This is a genomic window from Bradyrhizobium sp. SZCCHNR1002 (assembly GCF_032381435.1).
GTDB classification, from domain to species: Bacteria; Pseudomonadota; Alphaproteobacteria; order Rhizobiales; family Xanthobacteraceae; genus Bradyrhizobium; species Bradyrhizobium aeschynomenes.
The window spans coordinates 2,307,973-2,325,569 of the sequence record NZ_JAUHIS010000001.1 but is presented as its reverse complement, the minus strand read 5'-3'; the positions used below and the strand labels follow the sequence as shown (position 1 = coordinate 2,325,569).

13 protein-coding genes are annotated in these 17,597 nt (G+C 64.0%); 6 read left to right on the top strand and 7 right to left on the bottom strand.

Annotation, left to right across the window (positions count from 1 at the left end; translation table 11 throughout):
- Positions 1-316: 316 nt before the first annotated feature.
- Positions 317-1,048, top strand: a complete 732-nt coding sequence (locus QX108_RS10280; protein WP_172112638.1) for a Crp/Fnr family transcriptional regulator — start codon at positions 317-319, stop codon at positions 1,046-1,048.
- Between the two features lie 78 nt (positions 1,049-1,126).
- Here QX108_RS10280 and QX108_RS10275 read toward each other — a convergent pair whose 3' ends face one another.
- Positions 1,127-2,125, bottom strand: a complete 999-nt coding sequence (locus QX108_RS10275; protein WP_315782240.1) for a TRAP transporter substrate-binding protein — start codon at positions 2,123-2,125, stop codon at positions 1,127-1,129.
- A gap of 64 nt (positions 2,126-2,189) precedes the next feature.
- Positions 2,190-2,876 (bottom strand): GntR family transcriptional regulator, encoded by a 687-nt coding sequence (locus QX108_RS10270; RefSeq protein ID WP_315726299.1) that lies wholly within the window; start codon positions 2,874-2,876, stop codon positions 2,190-2,192.
- Between the two features lie 357 nt (positions 2,877-3,233).
- Between QX108_RS10270 and QX108_RS10265 the strand changes: the two genes are divergently transcribed.
- Positions 3,234-5,324, top strand: a complete 2,091-nt coding sequence (locus QX108_RS10265; RefSeq protein WP_315781658.1) for a molybdopterin oxidoreductase family protein — start codon at positions 3,234-3,236, stop codon at positions 5,322-5,324.
- Positions 5,325-5,471: 147 nt separating this feature from the next.
- Here QX108_RS10265 and QX108_RS10260 read toward each other — a convergent pair whose 3' ends face one another.
- Positions 5,472-5,993, bottom strand: coding sequence for a hypothetical protein (locus QX108_RS10260; RefSeq protein ID WP_315781655.1), 522 nt, complete (start codon positions 5,991-5,993; stop codon positions 5,472-5,474).
- 169 nt (positions 5,994-6,162) lie between these two features.
- Here QX108_RS10260 and QX108_RS10255 point away from each other — a divergent pair, with 169 nt between their 5' ends.
- The 4 genes from QX108_RS10255 to QX108_RS10235 all read left to right on the top strand — a co-directional run bounded on the left by QX108_RS10255 (position 6,163) and on the right by QX108_RS10235 (position 12,468).
- The gene (locus QX108_RS10255) at positions 6,163-9,588 is read left to right on the top strand and encodes an acyl-[ACP]--phospholipid O-acyltransferase (RefSeq protein ID WP_315781652.1); all 3,426 of its coding nucleotides are present in this window, start codon (positions 6,163-6,165) and stop codon (positions 9,586-9,588) included.
- Positions 9,588-10,325 (top strand): esterase/lipase family protein, encoded by a 738-nt coding sequence (locus QX108_RS10250; RefSeq protein WP_315781649.1) that lies wholly within the window; start codon positions 9,588-9,590, stop codon positions 10,323-10,325. The genes QX108_RS10255 and QX108_RS10250 overlap by 1 nt, the downstream gene beginning before the upstream one ends.
- Positions 10,326-10,397: 72 nt before the next feature.
- Complete coding sequence (locus QX108_RS10245) at positions 10,398-11,177, top strand: enoyl-CoA hydratase/isomerase family protein (RefSeq protein WP_315721222.1); 780 nt, start codon at positions 10,398-10,400, stop codon at positions 11,175-11,177.
- A gap of 418 nt (positions 11,178-11,595) precedes the next feature.
- On the top strand, positions 11,596-12,468 hold the full coding sequence (locus QX108_RS10235; RefSeq protein ID WP_315781643.1) for a GNAT family N-acetyltransferase: 873 nt from the start codon (positions 11,596-11,598) through the stop codon (positions 12,466-12,468).
- Between the two features lies 1 nt (position 12,469).
- Here QX108_RS10235 and QX108_RS10230 read toward each other — a convergent pair whose 3' ends face one another.
- From QX108_RS10230 to QX108_RS10215, 4 genes are all read right to left on the bottom strand, one after another.
- Positions 12,470-12,832, bottom strand: coding sequence for a VOC family protein (locus tag QX108_RS10230; protein ID WP_315781641.1), 363 nt, complete (start codon positions 12,830-12,832; stop codon positions 12,470-12,472).
- A 75-nt stretch (positions 12,833-12,907) separates the two neighbouring features.
- Positions 12,908-13,912 carry an SDR family oxidoreductase gene (locus tag QX108_RS10225; protein WP_315781638.1) on the bottom strand — a complete coding sequence of 335 codons (1,005 nt, stop codon included), beginning with the start codon at positions 13,910-13,912 and terminating at the stop codon, positions 12,908-12,910.
- Between the two features lie 154 nt (positions 13,913-14,066).
- Entirely contained in the window at positions 14,067-14,495 is a 429-nt protein-coding gene (locus QX108_RS10220) for a GlcG/HbpS family heme-binding protein (RefSeq protein WP_315721219.1), read from the bottom strand.
- A 125-nt stretch (positions 14,496-14,620) separates the two neighbouring features.
- Positions 14,621-17,575: an FAD-binding and (Fe-S)-binding domain-containing protein gene (locus QX108_RS10215; RefSeq protein WP_315781634.1), complete on the bottom strand. Its 2,955-nt coding sequence runs from the start codon at positions 17,573-17,575 to the stop codon at positions 14,621-14,623.
- Between the last annotated feature and the right edge of the window lie 22 nt (positions 17,576-17,597).

Genomic DNA, 17,597 nt, shown 5'->3' with positions numbered 1-17,597 from the left:
GCCTGCGGAAGCGGGCTGGAAAGGCCAATTTGCACTGCAAGGGCCTTGTGTCGGCCCGTGGTAGGGCTGACGTGCTCCACGGGCGCGTTGCCTATTGTTGCCTCGATTTGATCTTCGCTGCATTTTCCTGGACAAACTGCCGATCTGCCGTATTCCAACGGTGCGGAAATCGAGGGATGGGCGGGTCGCTGGTCGAATGGGGCGTCTTTGCTGGTGGCTGTAGGCGCGTCCGGGGTCCTTTGACTTCAGTCGGGCGGGTGACCGGCGTTCGACGTCTCCCTCGGTCGGCGGATCTTGGACGCCTGGGAGATGCGGTGTGGCTGAGGAGAAGAAGGCGAGCAGCCGATCATCCGGTAGCGGCAAGCTATCGGTGCTGCGGCAGCATCCGATTTTTCGCGAGCTCGAGTCCGATGCGCTCGATCAGCTCTGCCGCTACGCAAAGCCGACGACCCTGAAGCGCGGCGCGACCATTTTCTCGAAGGGGGATCCCGGCTCGAGCCTGTACGCGGTGATCAGCGGGACGGTCAAAATCAGCGTTTCGTCCCCGGACGGTCGCAATGCCATCCTGAACCTCATCAGCGCGGGTGAAATCTTCGGCGAAGTGGCCGTGCTCGACGGCAGAGAACGGACCGCTGACGCGACCGCCAATACCAACTGCGAGATCCTGGTCATCGATCGTCGCGAGTTCCTTCCCTTCGTCAGGAGCCAGCCGGTGCTGGCCATGAAGTTCATCGAGCTGCTTTGTGACCGGCTACGCTGGACAAGCGACCAGGTCGAGCAGGTCATCCTGCAGGATCTTCCCCGGCGCCTGGCCAGCGCTCTGCTCGGTCTCACTGAGAAGCAGAAGGTCGACTCGGCCAGCCGCACCATCGCCATTACCCAGCAGGAGATCAGCGAAATGGTGGGCATGACGCGGGAGAGCATCAATAAGCAATTGCGCGCCTGGGCTGCGCGGGAGTGGGTTCGGCTCGAACATGGCGCCATTGTGCTGCTCAATCCCGAGCCATTGCGTGGATTGGCGGAGGCCGGTCCAGACGAAGACGAGTAGCAAGGTCCTGTAGCGATTGCCGTCTTGGTCCAACTCTTCCCACGGGAACCTGCTGCCGCCAAGCCGGTGCGCGGAGCCTTATGCGATGTCCTGGATGCGTTTGATCATGTCCTGGTACTTCGGTCCGTACTTGTCCCAGACCGGCCTGACGGCCTTTTGAAACGGAGCCTTATCGGCGATCATGATGATCTCGCTGCCTGCCGCCTTGGCCTTATCCATGGCCTCGCGTTCATAGGCCTTCCACAGCTCCCGCTCTTCCATCTGAGCTTCGCGCGCCAGCTTCTTGATCAGCGCCTGATCGTCGTTCGAAAGGTTCGCCCACGCCCGCTTTGAGAATACGAGCACTTCGGGAATGACCAGATGCTGAGTCAGCGAGTAGTACCTGGCAGCCGTATAGTGATTGCTGAACACGTAGCTGGGAAGATTGTTCTCGGCTCCATCGATCACGCCGGTCTGTAGTGCGCTGAAGACCTGGTCGTAGCCCATGGCAACGCCGTTGCCGCCGAGGGCATTCATCATGTCGATGAAGATCGGATTGCCGATTACGCGGACCTTGAGACCTTTGACGTCCTCGACCGTTCGGATCGGCTTCTTGGTGTTGTAGATGCTGCGCGCGCCAGAGTTCATCCAGCAGAGCGCGACAAGGTTTGCGCTGGGATGGGCGCTGACTCGGTCCAGCAGATCCTGCCCGATCGGACCATCCATCATCTTCTCGGAATGTTCGATGCTCTTGAACAGGAACGGCATGTTGACGACGTTGACGTCGTCGACGATTGGACCCAGGGCGCCGGCGCTGACGCGCAGCATCTGGATTGCCCCGATCTGGGTCTGCTCAATGGTCTCCTTCTCGGCGCCGAGCTGCGCAGAGGGATACATCTGGATCGTCAACCGACCATTGGTGGCCGCTGCAAGCTTCTTGCCGAGGCTTTCCGTCGCTACCACGGTCGGGTAGCCGGGAGGCTGCACGTCCGAAGCCTTGAACACGGCCTTCGATTGTGCGAGCGCGGTCGAGAACGGCGGCAAGCCCGTTGAGCCGGCAAGGCCTGCCGTCATCCTGATGAAATCGCGTCTTTTCATGGCGTCCCCTCCCACGAACTCTTGCGTGAGCGTCCAACCGCAGGTGGATGTCGCGGGCCAGTCGCTAGGTTGGTTGGTCGAAGTATTCCGGATTAAGCGTCTGGATTTCAGAAATGTCGTCGAGCAACCGTTCCAGATGGCGCGCCATGGCGGCACCGGCGGCATCAGGATTGCGTCGCTCTATCGACGCCAGGATCGGCTCATGCTCGGCGATGACTTCCGACATTCGTCCGATCTGCGGCAAAGTGAGCCGTCGGTAGCGGTCGACGTGAACCTTCACTTGCAGGATCAGCTTCCATATTCCAGGATAGCCCGCGACCTCAGCGATGCCGGCATGAAACATCTCGTCCGCCTGATGAAAGGCCTCACGATCCTTGGCAGCGCACGCCTCGCGCTGCCGTTCCAGCGTCGCGTGCAGGTTGAGGAGCTGACTGGACGTTGCATGCTCCGCGGCCATCCGTGCAGTGGTCTCCTCGAGAGACTTGCGGATGATGATCGTCTCGGGAAGCGTTGCAATGGGAATTCGCGATACAAAGATGCCCGACTGCGGAAAGATCTCCACCAGACCTTCGTCCGAAAGCTTCAGGATGGCCTCGCGGACCGGGGTCCGGCTGACGCCGTAGGCTGTTGCGATCTGCGTTTCCGAAATCGGCTCCCCGGGGCGGCGGACCAGCGACACCAGTTCGGCTCGGAGATCAACATAGATGCGGGAGGCTGCCGTCGCGCCGCGTGGCCGGCCGTTGCGGCGCATGCGAGCGACGATAGGACGCGGCGCGGGGGCCTGTTTCCTTGGAGCACGACTCGGCATCTTGGTTTCCTCAATTGATATACTAATATACGAATTCTGTTTGGCAACAGGAGATCCCGGTTGCCTGAAGCGTCTGCCTGGATGGTGCGTTGCGAGGAGAGGTGATCGATTCGACAGCGGTCGCGATCATCTGGGTGCAGTCCCGAGATTGGGCGGATGTCGCGAGGCGTTCGTCGCTGAATGATCGGATGGTGCGAGGAATTGTTCCGACCGCGCGGAAATCCGCCAGCCGACTTCGTTCATGCGAATGCCTCGCGAATGCTCTCGGCTGCGGCATCCTTTAGTGCTAACACTCGGGCTATGAACCAGCAGACTCGTATCAATATCCGCCACTCAACCTGTCCGCATGATTGCCCATCGGCCTGCGCTCTCGATGTCGAGGTGATCGACCAGAAGACGATCGGCCGTGTTCGCGGCTCGAAGCGGCAGACCTACACGGCCGGCGTGGTCTGCGCGAAGGTGGCTCGATATGCGGAGCGGATCCATCATCCTGAGCGCTTGATGCATCCACTTCGTCGTGTGGGCGCAAAAGGCTCCGGACGGTTCGAGCGCATTTCCTGGGATGAGGCGCTCGATGATATCGCTCAGCGGTTTCTACGGGCCGAGGGCGAGTTCGGCTCACAGTCGGTCTGGCCCTATTACTATGCGGGCACGATGGGCCTGGTGATGCGCGACGGCCTCAACCGCCTGACCCACGTGAAGAAGTACTCGCGGTTCTATTCGACGATCTGTGCCAATGTTGCGCGCATCGGATTTGCGATCGGCACTGGAAAGATTGCGGGCGTAGACCCGCGTGAAATGGCGCTTTCGGATCTTGTCGTGATCTGGGGCACGAACCCGGTGAACACGCAGGTCAATGTCATGACCCACGCTGCGCGCGCCCGAAAGGAGCGGGGCGCCAAGATCGCCGCGGTCGACATCTACGACAACGAAACGATGAAGCAGGCAGACATCAAGATCATCCTGCGTCCCGGTACCGACGGCGCATTCGCCTGCGGTGTGATGCACGTGCTGTTTCGCGATGGCTACGCCGACCACGCCTACATGGCGAAGTACACGGACTGTCCGGACGAGCTCAAGACGCATTTGATGACGCGCACGCCCGAATGGGCGTCACAGATTTGCGGTGTTCCGGTCGCCGAGATCGAAGCGTTCGCGAAGCTGGTCGGGCAGACCAAGCGAACCTTCTTCCGTCTGGGCTACGGCTTCACCCGTAGCCGCAACGGCGCGACGCAGATGCATGCGGCGTCCTGCATTCCGGCTGTGACGGGTGCCTGGCAGTATGAGGGAGGCGGTGCCTTCTTCAATAACGCGGCGCTGTGGCACTTCGACGAGTCGATCATCGAAGGCCATGACGCCATTGATCACTCGATCCGTTTTCTCGATCAATCGCAGATCGGGCGTATCCTCACCGGTGATCGTGAAGCTCTGTGCGGCGGGCCGGCTGTCACGGCGATGCTGATTCAGAACACCAACCCGATGACGGTGGCGCCAGAGCAGGATCTGGTTCGTAAGGGATTTGCGCGTGAGGATCTATTTGTAGCGGTCCATGAGCAGTTCATGACCGAGACTGCGCAGATGGCCGACGTCGTGCTGCCGGCGACGATGTTCATGGAGCACGACGACCTCTATTACGGCGGCGGCCACCAGCACATCTCGGTGGGGCCGAAGTTGATCGACCCGCCCGGCGAGTGCCGTTCCAATCACGAGGTGTTGCAAGGCCTGGCGCGCCGGCTGAATGCGGACCATCCGGGGTTCGAGATGACGCCGCGCGAGTTGATCGATGCGACGTTGAAGAAGAGCGGCCATGGCGATATTGCCGCGCTCGAGGCGGACATCTGGCGCGACCTGCAGCCCGACTTTCGCACCTCGCATTATCTGGACGGCTTTGCGCACAAGGACGGCAGATTCCACTTCAAGGCCGACTGGGTGAATCCGCCATTCGGACGAGTCATGGGACAACCCGAGCGTATGCCGTCGCTGCCAGACCATTGGGCGGTGACTGAAGAGGCGGACCGCGAGCATCCGTTCCGGCTCGCGACGAGCCCGGCGCGCTCCTTTCTCAACACTTCCTTTAACGAGACGCCGTCTTCGCAGGCGCGGGAAGGGACGCCGTCGGTGATGATCCATCCGCTCGATGCGGCCTCCCTCGGCATTGTGGAAGGCGAAGCCGTCACGCTTGGCAATCATCGTGGGCAGACGTCGCTGACGGCGAGGCTGTTCGACGGTGTTCGGCGGGGAGTGCTGATCGCCGAATCGATCCATCCCAACGCCGCTCATATCGGCGGCCGCGGCATCAACGCGCTCACCGCCGCCGACACCGTTGCTCCAATCGGCGGGGCCGCCTTCCACGATAACAAGGTCTGGCTGCGCAAAGCGGCAATCTGCTAATCGTTTAAAATATTAGTTAAATCAGTTTGTTGCGAGGTTTTGTGCTGGGTCCTTGGCCGCTCGCGATTATTTGTTAACTCTACCGTTTTGACAGCCAGAAGCCGCTTGAGCGGCGCTCATTTTTGAGCTACATATTTTGAGCGTTGCTCAAAAATATGGATTCACGTCATGCATGCTCTTGATTTTCGCGGTCCCCAACTCTTCGCAGGAGATCTCCAGGCATTGTTGAACGGTTTGATCCGGGCAGCGTCTTATCTTGTGGCGGCGCGCCTCGAGCGCATCGCCAATGCCTGTGACGTCGCAGGCCTGCTGAACGCACGGCGCGTGCGGCGAACGGCCGGAGAACAGCTGTTTCGGGCCGCGGGCCGCGAGGGCCATCGCCGTCGTCGTGGCGGCGGACTGTTTGGCTGCTTCCACTATCTCGCCGAACTCACCTGACCTCGTTTCAAATCCCGGTCTCATGCGCAACGAAGCGGTCACCATGTCCTTGCGTCCGATGTCTCCCGTGCAGCCGCCGCCGCCCTGGATAAGCTTTTTGCACATGACCTTCGCGCTAACGTTCGTGCTGGTCGGCGGTGGCATCGTTGCGCTGCCGCTCGACTGGCCGCTGCGGGGTGGGCTGGCGACAGGGCTGGCGCTTATGTGGTCGTCCTTCACGCTGGCTGACACGATGGCGCTGCTCTCGCGAAACCCGTCCCGGAACGGCCGAAGACTGAGACCGTGTCATAGCCGCGTGTAACAGGAGCCTCGCATCAGCACAGGCTTCGATTTCATTACCAAGCTTCAAAACTCTAGCGATCCTTGCGGCGAACCCGCCGAACCACACCAGGAAACGACCATGATCAAGCAGTTGATGTCGTCGCGCCGTTTTGCTCCGCTGTTCTGGGCGCAATTCTCCTCGGCGCTGAACGACAACGTTCTCAAGAATGCGCTCGTCATCATGCTGCTTTACGGCGCCGTCGCGACGCATGGCGACGCGCTGGTGACCGTTGCCGGAGCGGTGTTCATCTTCCCATTCTTCATTCTTTCTGGCCTCGGCGGCGAGCTGGCCGACAGGTTTGTCAAGGGCGTCGTTGCGCGTCGCTTGAAGTTTGCGGAGATCTTTGCCGCCGCCTTTGCAGCGCTCGGCTTCTTTCTCCATTCGATCCCGCTGCTGTTCGTCGCCCTCGGCATGTTCGGCGTCATCGCCGCGCTGTTCGGCCCGGTGAAATATGCGATGCTGCCGGATCAACTCACCGTCGGTGAGCTCGCCACTGGCAATGCGCTGGTCGAGGGGGCGACCTTCATGGCGATCCTGATCGGCACCATCGCCGGCGGCCAGCTCGTCTCCGGCTCCTCGCATATGGGCTGGGTCGCCCTCGCCGTCATCGGCCTGGCATTGATCTCCTGGGCCTCGGCCTCGCGCATTCCGCACACGGCACCTTCCGCGCCGGATCTGCGCATCACAGCCAATCCCTGGACCTCCACTTCGCAGCTTCTGAATTCGCTTCGCGCAGCGCCCCGGCTGTGGGATGGCATGGTGATCGTGTCGTGGTTCTGGCTCGTGGGTGCGGTCGTGCTGTCGCTGCTCCCAGCCCTCGTCAAGGACGTCGTCGGCGGCACCGAGGGCGTCGTCACGCTGTGTCTCGCAGTGTTCGCGGTCGGCATCGCGGTCGGCTCGCTGTTTGCTGCTCATCTCAGCCACGTCCGGCCGAATCTTGCGCTGGTCCCGCTCGGCGCCATCATCATGGGCTTGCTCGGACTTGATCTGTCCTGGGCGATTGGCACCACCGAAACGGCAAGTGGCATCGCCCCGCTGGCCTTCGTCGGGTCGTGGGCTGGCGCGCGCATGCTGCTCGATTTTGCCTTGTTCGCTTTCGGCGGCGGCCTGTTCGTGGTGCCGGCATTCGCAGCCGTGCAGGCCTGGTCGGAGCCGTCCGAACGGGCGCGGGTGATTGCCGCCGGAAACGTACTGCAGGCCGCTTTCATGGTGGTCGGCTCGCTGTGCGTGGCCGGCCTGCAGGCCGCAGGGGTCGGGGTCGCTTGGATCTTCTTCGGCCTCGCCCTGGCAAGCTTCGGTGCAGTCTGGTTCGTGCTCAACAAATGGGGCAAGGAAGGCGTGCGTGACTTCGGCGCGATGCTGTTCCGCGCTCTGTTCCGCACCGAGGTGCGCGGGCTCGAAAACCTTCCGCCCACCGGCACCCGCATGCTGATCGCACCGAACCATGTCAGCCTGATCGACGGCCCGCTGCTGCATGCCGTGCTGCCGATCGATGCGACCTTCGCTGTCGACACCGGAATCTCCCAGGCCTGGTGGGCGAAGATCTTCTTGAAGATGGTGAGCCACATCACGATCGATCCGACAAAGCCGCTCGGGGCGCGCGACCTCATCAAGCTGGTCGCCAGCCAGGAGCCGGTGGTGATCTTCCCGGAGGGGCGAATCACCGTCTCAGGCTCGCTGATGAAGGTCTATGACGGCACCGCGATGATCGCCGACAAGGCCGACGCGGTTGTCGTCCCGGTGCGCATCGAAGGCGCGCAGCGGTCCCATCTCAGCTATCTGAAGGATGGCCAGATCAAGCGCTCCTGGTTCCCCAAGGTCACCGTGACGATCCTGCCGCCGGTGAAGCTGACCATCGATCCGGTGCTGAAGGGTAAGACACGCCGCAACGCGGCCGGCGCGGCGCTGCAGGACGTGATGATCGAGGCCATGGTCAAGAACGCCATGCTCGACCGTACTCTGTTCCAGGCGCTCGCCCATGCCCACCGCGACCACGACACCGGCAAGGTGATGATCGAGGATCCGCTCGGCACCAAGCTGACCTATCGCAAGCTGCTGCTCGGTGCGCAGGTGCTGAGCCGGAAGCTCGAGCATGGCACGATTGTCGGCGAGAATATCGGCGTGTTGCTGCCGAACTCGGCGGGAGTCGCCGTCGTTTTCATGGCGCTGCAGTCGATTGGTCGGGTGCCGGCGATGCTGAACTTCTCGGCTGGCCCAGTGAACGTGCTGGCGGCGATGAAGGCGGCGCAGGTCACGACGATTCTGACGTCGCGGGCTTTCATCGAGAAGGGCAAGCTCGACAAGCTGATCGCTGCGATCGAAGGACAGGCTCGCCTCGTCTACATGGAGGACGTCAAGGCGTCAGTCGGCTTGGCCGACAAGCTTAGGGGCATCGTCGATGGCACCAAGCCGCGTGTCGCTCGCAATGCCGATCACCCGGCCGTGATTCTGTTCACCTCGGGTTCGGAAGGTACGCCGAAGGGCGTCGTCCTGTCCCACCGCAACATCCTGGCCAACGCCGCCCAGGCGCTGGCCAGGGTCGACGCCAACGCCCACGATCTCGTGTTCAACGTTCTGCCGGTGTTCCACTCGTTCGGCCTCACCGGTGGCATGATGATGCCCATGTTGGCGGGTATCCCGATCTACATGTACCCGTCGCCGCTGCATTACCGGATCGTGCCGGAATTGATCTACCAGACCGGTGCGACCATTCTGTTCGGCACCGACACGTTCCTCACGGGCTATGCACGCTCCGCCCATGCTTACGATTTCCGGACTCTGCGCCTCGTCATCGCCGGGGCCGAGCCGGTCAAGGACCGGACACGTCAGATCTACATGGAGCGTTTTGGCATCCGCGTTCTCGAAGGCTATGGCGTCACCGAGACCGCGCCGGTGCTGGCGATGAACACGCCGATGGCCAACCGCGTCGGCACCGTCGGACGACTGTCGCCGTTGATGGAGGCCCGGCTCGACAAGGTTCCGGGCATCGAGGAGGGCGGCCGCCTCTCGGTTCGCGGGCCCAATGTCATGCTCGGCTATCTCCGGGCGGAAAATCCCGGCGTGCTGGAAGCGCTGCCCGAAGGTTGGCACGACACCGGCGACATCGTGACCATTGACGCGCAGGGTTTCATCACGATCAAGGGCCGAGCCAAGCGTTTTGCCAAGATCGCCGGTGAGATGGTGTCGCTCACGGTCGTCGAGCAGATTGCTGCTACGCTGTGGCCGCAAGCGGGGTCGGTTGCCGTGTCGATCCCAGATCAGCGCAAGGGTGAGCGGATCATTCTGATCACCACAGAGAAGGATGCCGAGCGCGCGGCCATGCAGCGTCAGGCAAAGGCGCAGGGCGCTCCTGAGCTCGCGGTTCCGGCCGTGGTGATGGTGGTCGACAAGATCCCGCTGCTCGGCTCCGGCAAGACCGACTACGTCGGCGCCAAGGCGCTCGCAGAGGAGAACACGGCTGCCGCCAATCCGGAGCGCGACCCAGAGGAGCGCGAAGTGGCGTGATGGCATCGTTGCGCCGGCGGGATCAGCAGCATGGCCCTCGCACTGCGGGGGTCGTCCTGCTGCATGGCATCGCCGGTCGTTCATTGATGCTGCGGCCGCTTGAAAAGAAGCTGCGACGCGAGGGCTTTGCCACGCTGAACGTCGACTATGAAAGTCGTAAGAAGCCGCTGGAACGGCTTGCCGAGGATGTCGGCCCCACGATCATGGACTTCGCCGGCGGGCTCGATGGCCCGATCCACTTCGTCACGCACTCGATGGGCGGGCTCCTTGCGCGCGTCATCATTGCTCGGCGCCGTCCGCGACGGCTGGGCCGCGTCGTCATGCTGGGAACGCCCAACGGCGGTAGTGAGCTCGCTGATCGGCTGCAGAATGTCGGCCTTTACCGCGCCTATTTCGGCCCCGCCGGCCTGCAATTGGTGACGACCAAGAATGTCACACTCGCGTCGCTGCCTCCCGCCGACTACGAGATCGGCGTCATCGCCGGCAACCGTTTCCTAGATCCTATTTCCGGACTGTTCCTTCTGCCGCGGCCGAACGACGGTCGGGTGTCGGTCGAGAGCTGCAAGCTCGCCGAAATGACGGACTACACGACCATCAAGGCCTCGCATATGGGCCTGCTCGTGCACCCGACGTCACTCCGGCAGACCATTGCCTTCCTGCGCACCGGCCAGTTCGAGCCGGCCCGCCCGCTGCTGCGCGGCGTGATCGCGGAGATCGGCCGACGCGCGGCCAGCTGACGCAAGTTTTCCTTGCCGGCGACAGCTATCCCGCCACAATCTCTCATCCGAGCTCATGAGACAGGCAAGGCGATGACCGACGACAGCGTGATTCTGGACAAGCGCGGGCAGGCCCTGTGGATCACCATCAATCGTCCCGAGAAACGCAACGCCCTGAATGGTGCCGTCATCGCAGGGATCTCCCGCGGCTACCGCCAGGCGCATGACGACCCGGAGGTGCGCGTGATCGTGCTGACGGGGACGGGGGACAAGGCGTTCTGCGCCGGAGCCGATCTGCAGAACTCCGGCGCCGCCTTCGCGATGGATTTCTCGCGCCCCAATGTCGACTATGCCGATCTGCTGAGGTTATCGCAGAATGCCACCAAGCCCGCCATCGCGCGTGTTGGCGGCGTCTGCATGGCCGGCGGCATGGGGCTGCTGTGCATGACCGACATGGCGGTTGCCGCCGATCATGTCGTCTTCGGGCTGCCCGAGGTGAAGGTCGGCGTGTTCCCGATGCAGGTGCTGAGCCTGCTGCAGAACATCGCGCCGCCGCGGCTCGTCAACGAATGGGCGCTGACGGGCGAGCCGTTCGATGCCAGGGCCGCGCAGGCCGCGGGCCTGCTCAACCATGTCGTGCCGGCGGCTGAACTCGACGCCAAGGTCGACTGGCTGATCGGCCGCATCGTCGACAAGTCGCCGACGGCGATCCGGCGCGGCAAATATGCCATGCGCGCGATTTCCTCGATGTCGTTCGACGAAGCCATCGCCTATCTCGAAAGCCAGATCGCCCTGCTGGCGATGACCGAGGATGCCAAGGAAGGCCTGAAGGCGTTTGCCGAGAAACGCAAGCCGGTGTGGCCGGGGAAGTAGGGAGCTGATTGCGGGCAGTCGCTGGAGACCACGCCACTCCAATGACAGCCTTCGGGGCAAGCCCGGCTCTCGCAACCTCCGACCGCGATGATATCCGTATCGGCGGGGTGTGTGCCAAACATCGGGCTGCGCCACAGCATTCGAACCGGGCCAAAGCAAAAATGCGCCAGCAACCACCGGCGCGTGATGGCCGGCAGACTGTAGACGATGAGGCCAAGCGCGAGCGAGACACTGAGGCCGCCAAACAGGCCGAAGCTACAACTGTAGAACACGAGCTGAAGATCACGTCTCGGCGGGTACGAACTTTTATTGCAGCCGCGAGAACCGGCGCGAAGTGGAAATGTGAAGCAGTGGAGATTCCGTCAATCAAGGTTTCGTTGTTGATGCGCGACCGCGCTCGAGATTCTAGAATAGTGACATGACGCCGCCAGGCACCCATGCAACCGATGGTCTCATCATCCGGACGCTGCGTCGGGACGAGATTGCGCTGGCCGTGGACTGGGCGGCGTCCGAGGGGTGGAATCCCGGCCTGTCCGACGCCGCGTGTTTTGCCGTGGTCGATCCCCACGGCTTCCTCGTGGCCGAGCGTGATGGCGTACCAGTGGCCACGGTGTCCTGCGTGAACTACGACGACCGCTTCGCCTTTCTCGGCTTCTACATCGTGCGGCCTGACATGCGCGGACAGGGGTACGGCCTCCGGCTCTGGCAGGCGGCTATGGGACATGCGGGATCGCGCGTCATCGGGCTCGACGGCGTGGTTGCGCAGCGGGACAACTACCGCAGATCCGGCTTTAGCTACGCCTACGCCAATGTCCGTTACGGCGGGATGCCTGCGGGGGCGCTGCCGGCGCCGGCGGGCGGCGATATCGTCCCCCTGGTCGACGTGCCGCTGGGCGACATCGAAGCGTCCGACGCGGCAGTTTTTCCTGCCGCGCGCCCGGCATTCTTGCAGGCCTGGATCGCCAGCCCGGGACATGTCGGCCGCGCGCTCATCCGCGACGGCGCGCTGGCTGCCTGGGGAGTGATCCGCCCATGCCGCACGGGCTACAAGATCGGCCCGTTGATTGCGGATCTGCGTCGTGACGCCGAGGCCGTGCTCTCGGCCCTCCTGACCGTTTCCGGCGCAGCCGAGGTTTTCATCGACGCCCCCGCGATTAATCCGGATGCGGTGGGTCTAGCCGAAAGCCTCGGCTTGAAGCCCGTGTTCGAGACCGCGCGCATGTACACCGGGCCGGTCGCCCCACTGCGGATCGAGCGGGTGTTCGGCGTTACGACCTTCGAGCTCGGCTAGCTTAGCGCCGAAGCGGTCGGGCGAAGCTCAGCTCGTGGCCGTCGGGATCGGTGAGATGGAAATAGCGTTCGCCCCATTCGGCGTCGCGCGGCGTGGTCGAGGGCGAGAATCCCGCGGCGAGCGCCTTGGCGTAAACGGCGTCGACATCGCCGACATGGAAGATGATGCGACCCCACCAACTCCATTGCTTGTCTGTAGGGGTGGCGATCAGGTTGAGAAAGCCAGTGCCGACGCGGAAGGTCGTGAACGGCGACTCCGCGCCGCCGTAGGGAATATCGTCGAAGCCGAGCGCGCGATAGAAGGCGACCGCGCGGGCCATGTCGTGGGTGGCGATGGTGATCGCGCTGATGCTCTCGATCGTCATGGAAGCGCTCCGGACCGCAATAAATGCCGCGGAACAGAGAAGCGCAGCTCGACGGTGTCGCGCAAGGCCCGCGCGCTAGCGCCGGCGTCGCCGGCTCATCGTCGCTCCCAGCGCAAAGAAGATCGCCGCTCCGATCGCGACGGTCGCGGCGCGGGCGACATCGCCGGGCAGCAGCACAGCCTGTTGCGCTGCGCCTTGGCTGAAGGAGCCGCGCGTGCGGTGCAGGCGGGTGATCGGATGGTCGAGATTGTCGGTACGGTCGGGCACCAGCGGAACATCCGTCTGCTGGCCGGCGAAGGCCTTGGCGGCGAGATAGCGGTCGAGCACCGTCGGCGCGACGGCGTTGCCGAGGATGGTGAGCAGCGTCGGCCAGCCGATCCAATATTCCCGGAAGCCGCCGGCGGCGACGCGATAGACCGCGTCGGCGATCACCTCGGGCTGGACCGGCCGGCCCATCGGGCGGGGCGTGTGCGCCAGGTGGGCACGTGCCCAGTCGAATTGCGGCGTGTTCACGGCCGGAAGGTCGACCATGCAAAGCGTGATGCGCGAGCGCTCGTGCATCAGCTCGGCGCGCAGCGAGTCGGTGAAGCCGCGAATGGCGTGCTTGGCGCCGCAATAGGCTGCCTGCAAGGGAATGCCGCGATAGGCGAGCGCCGAGCCGATCTGGATGATCCTGCCTTCGTTGCGCCGACGCATCGAGCGCAGCGCCGCCATCGTGCCGTGGACGAAGCCGAGATAGGTGACCTCGGTGACCCGGCGGAATTCGTCGGCGGTGATGTCGGCGACGGTCGAGAACACCGTCTCCATGGCATCGTTGATCCAGATGTCGACCGGGCCCAGCCGCTGCTCGAGCCGCTCGGCGGCATCGGACAGGGCCTGCGCATCGGCGACATCGACCGCCTCGTATTCGGCATGGGCAAATCGCGCCTGCAACTCGCGCTGTACTTCGCGCAGCGCCTCCCCGTCGCGCGCGATCAGGCCGACGCGATCGCCGGCTTCGGCAAAGCGTTTGGCGATGGCGCGACCGACGCCGGCCGAGGCGCCGGTGATGATGATGGTGCGGGCTGGTCTGCGAGGCATGTCCGGGTTCTCCACGCGCCCCGAGGGACAAACGTGCAGCGCCCGGCAATGTTTCGGGCGCGGAGAGCCGCACCGATGAAACCTTGGTAAGCTCCCGGGGAGATCTCACCAAGGAAGCCGCCGAGTGTCGAAAGCTCCCTCAGGTCCGGGCGGCTCAGCCCGGATTTGCCTTGAGGCCGGCGGCCTCGATGCCGGCGACGGCGCAGATCTCGTCGTTGTCGGACGTGTCGCCGGAGACGCCGACGGCGCCGAGCAGCGTGGCGCCGTCCATGATCAGCACGCCGCCGGGCACCGGCACCATTCGGCCTTGCGCCAGCGTATTCACAGCGTCGATGAAATAGGCCTGTTCCTGGGCACGCTGGAACAGTGCGCGCGAGCCGAGGCCGAGCGCTAGCGCACCATAGGCCTTGCCATGCGCAACCTCGGCCCGCATCAGGCTGGTGCCGTCCTGTGCGACAGCTGCCTTCAGGCAGCCGCGGGCGTCGAGCACCATGACGGCGAGCGGCTTGAGCTTCTTTTCGACGCCCTTGGCGAGCGTGGCGTCGAGGATCTTGCGGGCAGTGTCGAGCGTGAGATCGGCCATGTCGATGAGTTCCCTATGTCGTTAAGTCAAGCGAGCTGCGTCTGGTAGGCAAAGCGAAGCGTGCACGCCATCTAGCGAAGAAGGAGGTCTGCGGCGGGCATGCTTCGCTTTGCTCACCCGATGAACTATGTCGATGCGCGCCCTCGCTCGAGGCTCATCGCCAGAAGCTGCGCGGCGTGGACGGCGCCGCGGGCGGCGCCGTCCTGGATCTGGTGGCGGCAAGAGGTGCCGTCGGCGACGATGAACGTCGAAGCGTCGGCCTTACGGACTGCAGGTAACAGTGATGCCTCAGCCATCTGCAAGGAGACATCGTAGGTCTCGGCGCCATAGCCGAACGCGCCGGCCATGCCGCAGCACGAGGACTCGATGGTCTCGATCGTGAGCTCTGGAATGAGGCGCAGGACCTGCTCAACGGGCTTGAACGCGGCGAAGGATTTTTGGTGGCAATGGCCGTGCAGCAGCGCCTTGCCGGGCAGAGGGCCTAGCGGCAGCGCCAGTCGGCCGCTTTCGGCTTCGCGGGCCAGAAACTCCTCCAGCAGCAGCGCGTGGGCGCTGATTGTCCTCGCAACGGTGTCGTTGCGCAGCGACAGCAGCTCGTCGCGCAGCGTCAGCAGGCAGCTTGGTTCGATGCCGATGATCGGCACGCCGCGCGAGGCGAACGGTGCGTAAGTCTCGACCAGGCGCTGCAGCTCGGACTTTGCTTCGTCGACGAGGCCGGCGGAGAGAAAGGTCCGGCCGCAGCAGAGCGCGCGGCCGCCATCGGCCGGCCTGGGCACGTAGACGCGATAGCCGCCGGCGATCAGCACGCGCAGCGCGGCGTCGAGATTCTCACGTTCATAGATGCGGTTGAAGGTATCGCCGAACAGCACAACCTCGCGGCCATCAGTCGGACCGAATGCGTCGGCATCGACGCGGAAGGTGTCGGTGCGGAACGCCGGCAGCTCGCGTCTGGCGCTGATGCCGGTGACACGCTCCATCAGCGCGCGCAACGGCGCAACATGATTGCGCAGGTTCATGAACGGCGCAAAGCGGGCGGCCATATCGGCGTAGCGCGGCAGATAGGCCACGAGCCGGTCACGCAGCGTGAGGCCATGCGTGGTCGCGCGCGCCGCCAGCACCTCGATCTTCATCTTGGCCATGTCGACGCCGGTCGGGCATTCGCGCCGGCAGGCCTTGCAGGACACGCAGAGCTTCAGCGTCTCCATCATCTCGTCAGAAGACAGCGCGCCCGGACCGAGTTGGCCTGAGATCGCGAGCCGCAGCGTGTTGGCGCGCCCGCGCGTGACATCCTTCTCGTCCCGGGTGGCGCGGTAGGATGGGCACATTACTCCGCCGTCGAGCTTGCGGCAGGCGCCGTTGTTGTTGCACATCTCGACCGCGCCCTGGAAACCGCCGGCTGCGCCGGGATAGGCCGACCAGTCGAGCACGGGCTTGATGTCGTCGATGCGATAGTCCGGCGGATAGCGGAAGAGCGAGCGGTCGTCCATTTTCGGCGGATCGACGATGCGGCCGGGATTGAGCACGTTGCCGGGGTCGAAGCGCTGCTTGACCTCCTTGAAGTCCGCGACAATGCGGCTGCCGAACATCTGCTCGTGAAACTCCGAGCGGACGATGCCATCGCCATGCTCGCCGGAATGCGAGCCCTTGTATTCGCGCACCATCGCGAACGCTTCTTCGGCGATGGCGCGCATCGCCTTGACGTCCTTCTCCAGCTTCAGGTTCAGCACCGGGCGCACATGCAGGCAGCCTTCCGAGGCGTGCGCATACATCGTGCCGCGGGTGCCGTGCTTGGCGAAGACGTCGTTGAGCCTCGCCGTGTAGTCGGCGAGATGCGGCAGCGGCACGGCACAGTCCTCGACGAAGGACACCGGCTTGCCGGCCTCCTTCATCGACATCATCACGTTGAGCCCGGCGGCGCGGAAATCGGCGACGGCGGTCTGCAGCGCGGGCTCGGTGATCTCGACAACGCCGCCCCATTTGCGAGGCTCGTTCGTCCAGGCAAAGCCGAGGTCGCCCATCAGTTCGCCGAGCTGCTTCAGCTTAGCGAGGTTTTCGTCTGTCGTCTCCTCGGCGAACTCCACCACGAGGATGGCGTCGGGATCGCCGCGGACGGCCGCCGCGATCACCGGCTGGAACATCGCGATATCCCGGCCGAGTCCGATCATGGTGCGGTCGACCAGCTCGACGGCGATCGGCTTCAGTTTGACCAGATGCTGGGCCGCATCCATCGCCTCGTAGAAGCTGCCGAAATGGCAGACGCCGAGCACCTTGGTGCGGATCAACGGCCACAGCTTCAGCTCTATGCGGGTCGAGAAGGCCAGCGTGCCTTCGGAGCCGACCAGGAGGTGCGCGAGATTATTGGTGGAGTTGCGCGGAGTCAGCGCATCGAGATTATAGCCGCCGACGCGGCGCTGCACTTTGGGAAACTTGTCGGCGACCTCCGCAGCCTCGCGCTCGCCGAGCGCCAGCATGTCGCGGAACAGCGCGCGGGCCTCGTCGGGCGCGTTGACGTCTTTGAGGTCGCGCGGCACCTCTCCGAAGCGGGCCAGCGTGCCGTCGGCCAGCGCGGCGTCGATCGCAATGGTATTGTCGCGCATCGTGCCGTAGCGCAGCGAGCGGCCGCCGCAGGAATTGTTGCCCGCCATGCCGCCGATCGTGGCGCGCGAGGCGGTGGAGACGTCGACCGGAAACCACAACCCGTGCTTCTTGAGCTGGCGGTTGAGGTCATCGAGCACGATGCCCGGCTCGACCACACACGTCCGCCCCTCGACGTCGAGCGAGACGATCCGGCTCAAATGCTTGGAGAAGTCGACCACGAGGCCTTCGTTGACGGTCTGACCGCATTGCGAGGTGCCGCCGCCGCGCGGGGTGACGATGTGGCCGTCGTCGCGGGCGACGGCGAGCGCCCGCAGCGCCTCGTCCATGGTGCGCGGCACGACCACGCCGGCCGGGATGACCTGGTAGAACGAGGCATCGGTGGCGTAGCGGCCCCGGTTGAACCGATCGAAGAAGACATCGCCCGTGATCTCGGCACGGAGCTTCTGTTCGAGCCTGGACGGACCGGCTTTGGCGTTCGGCATGATGATCCCTGGTCGGGCCTGG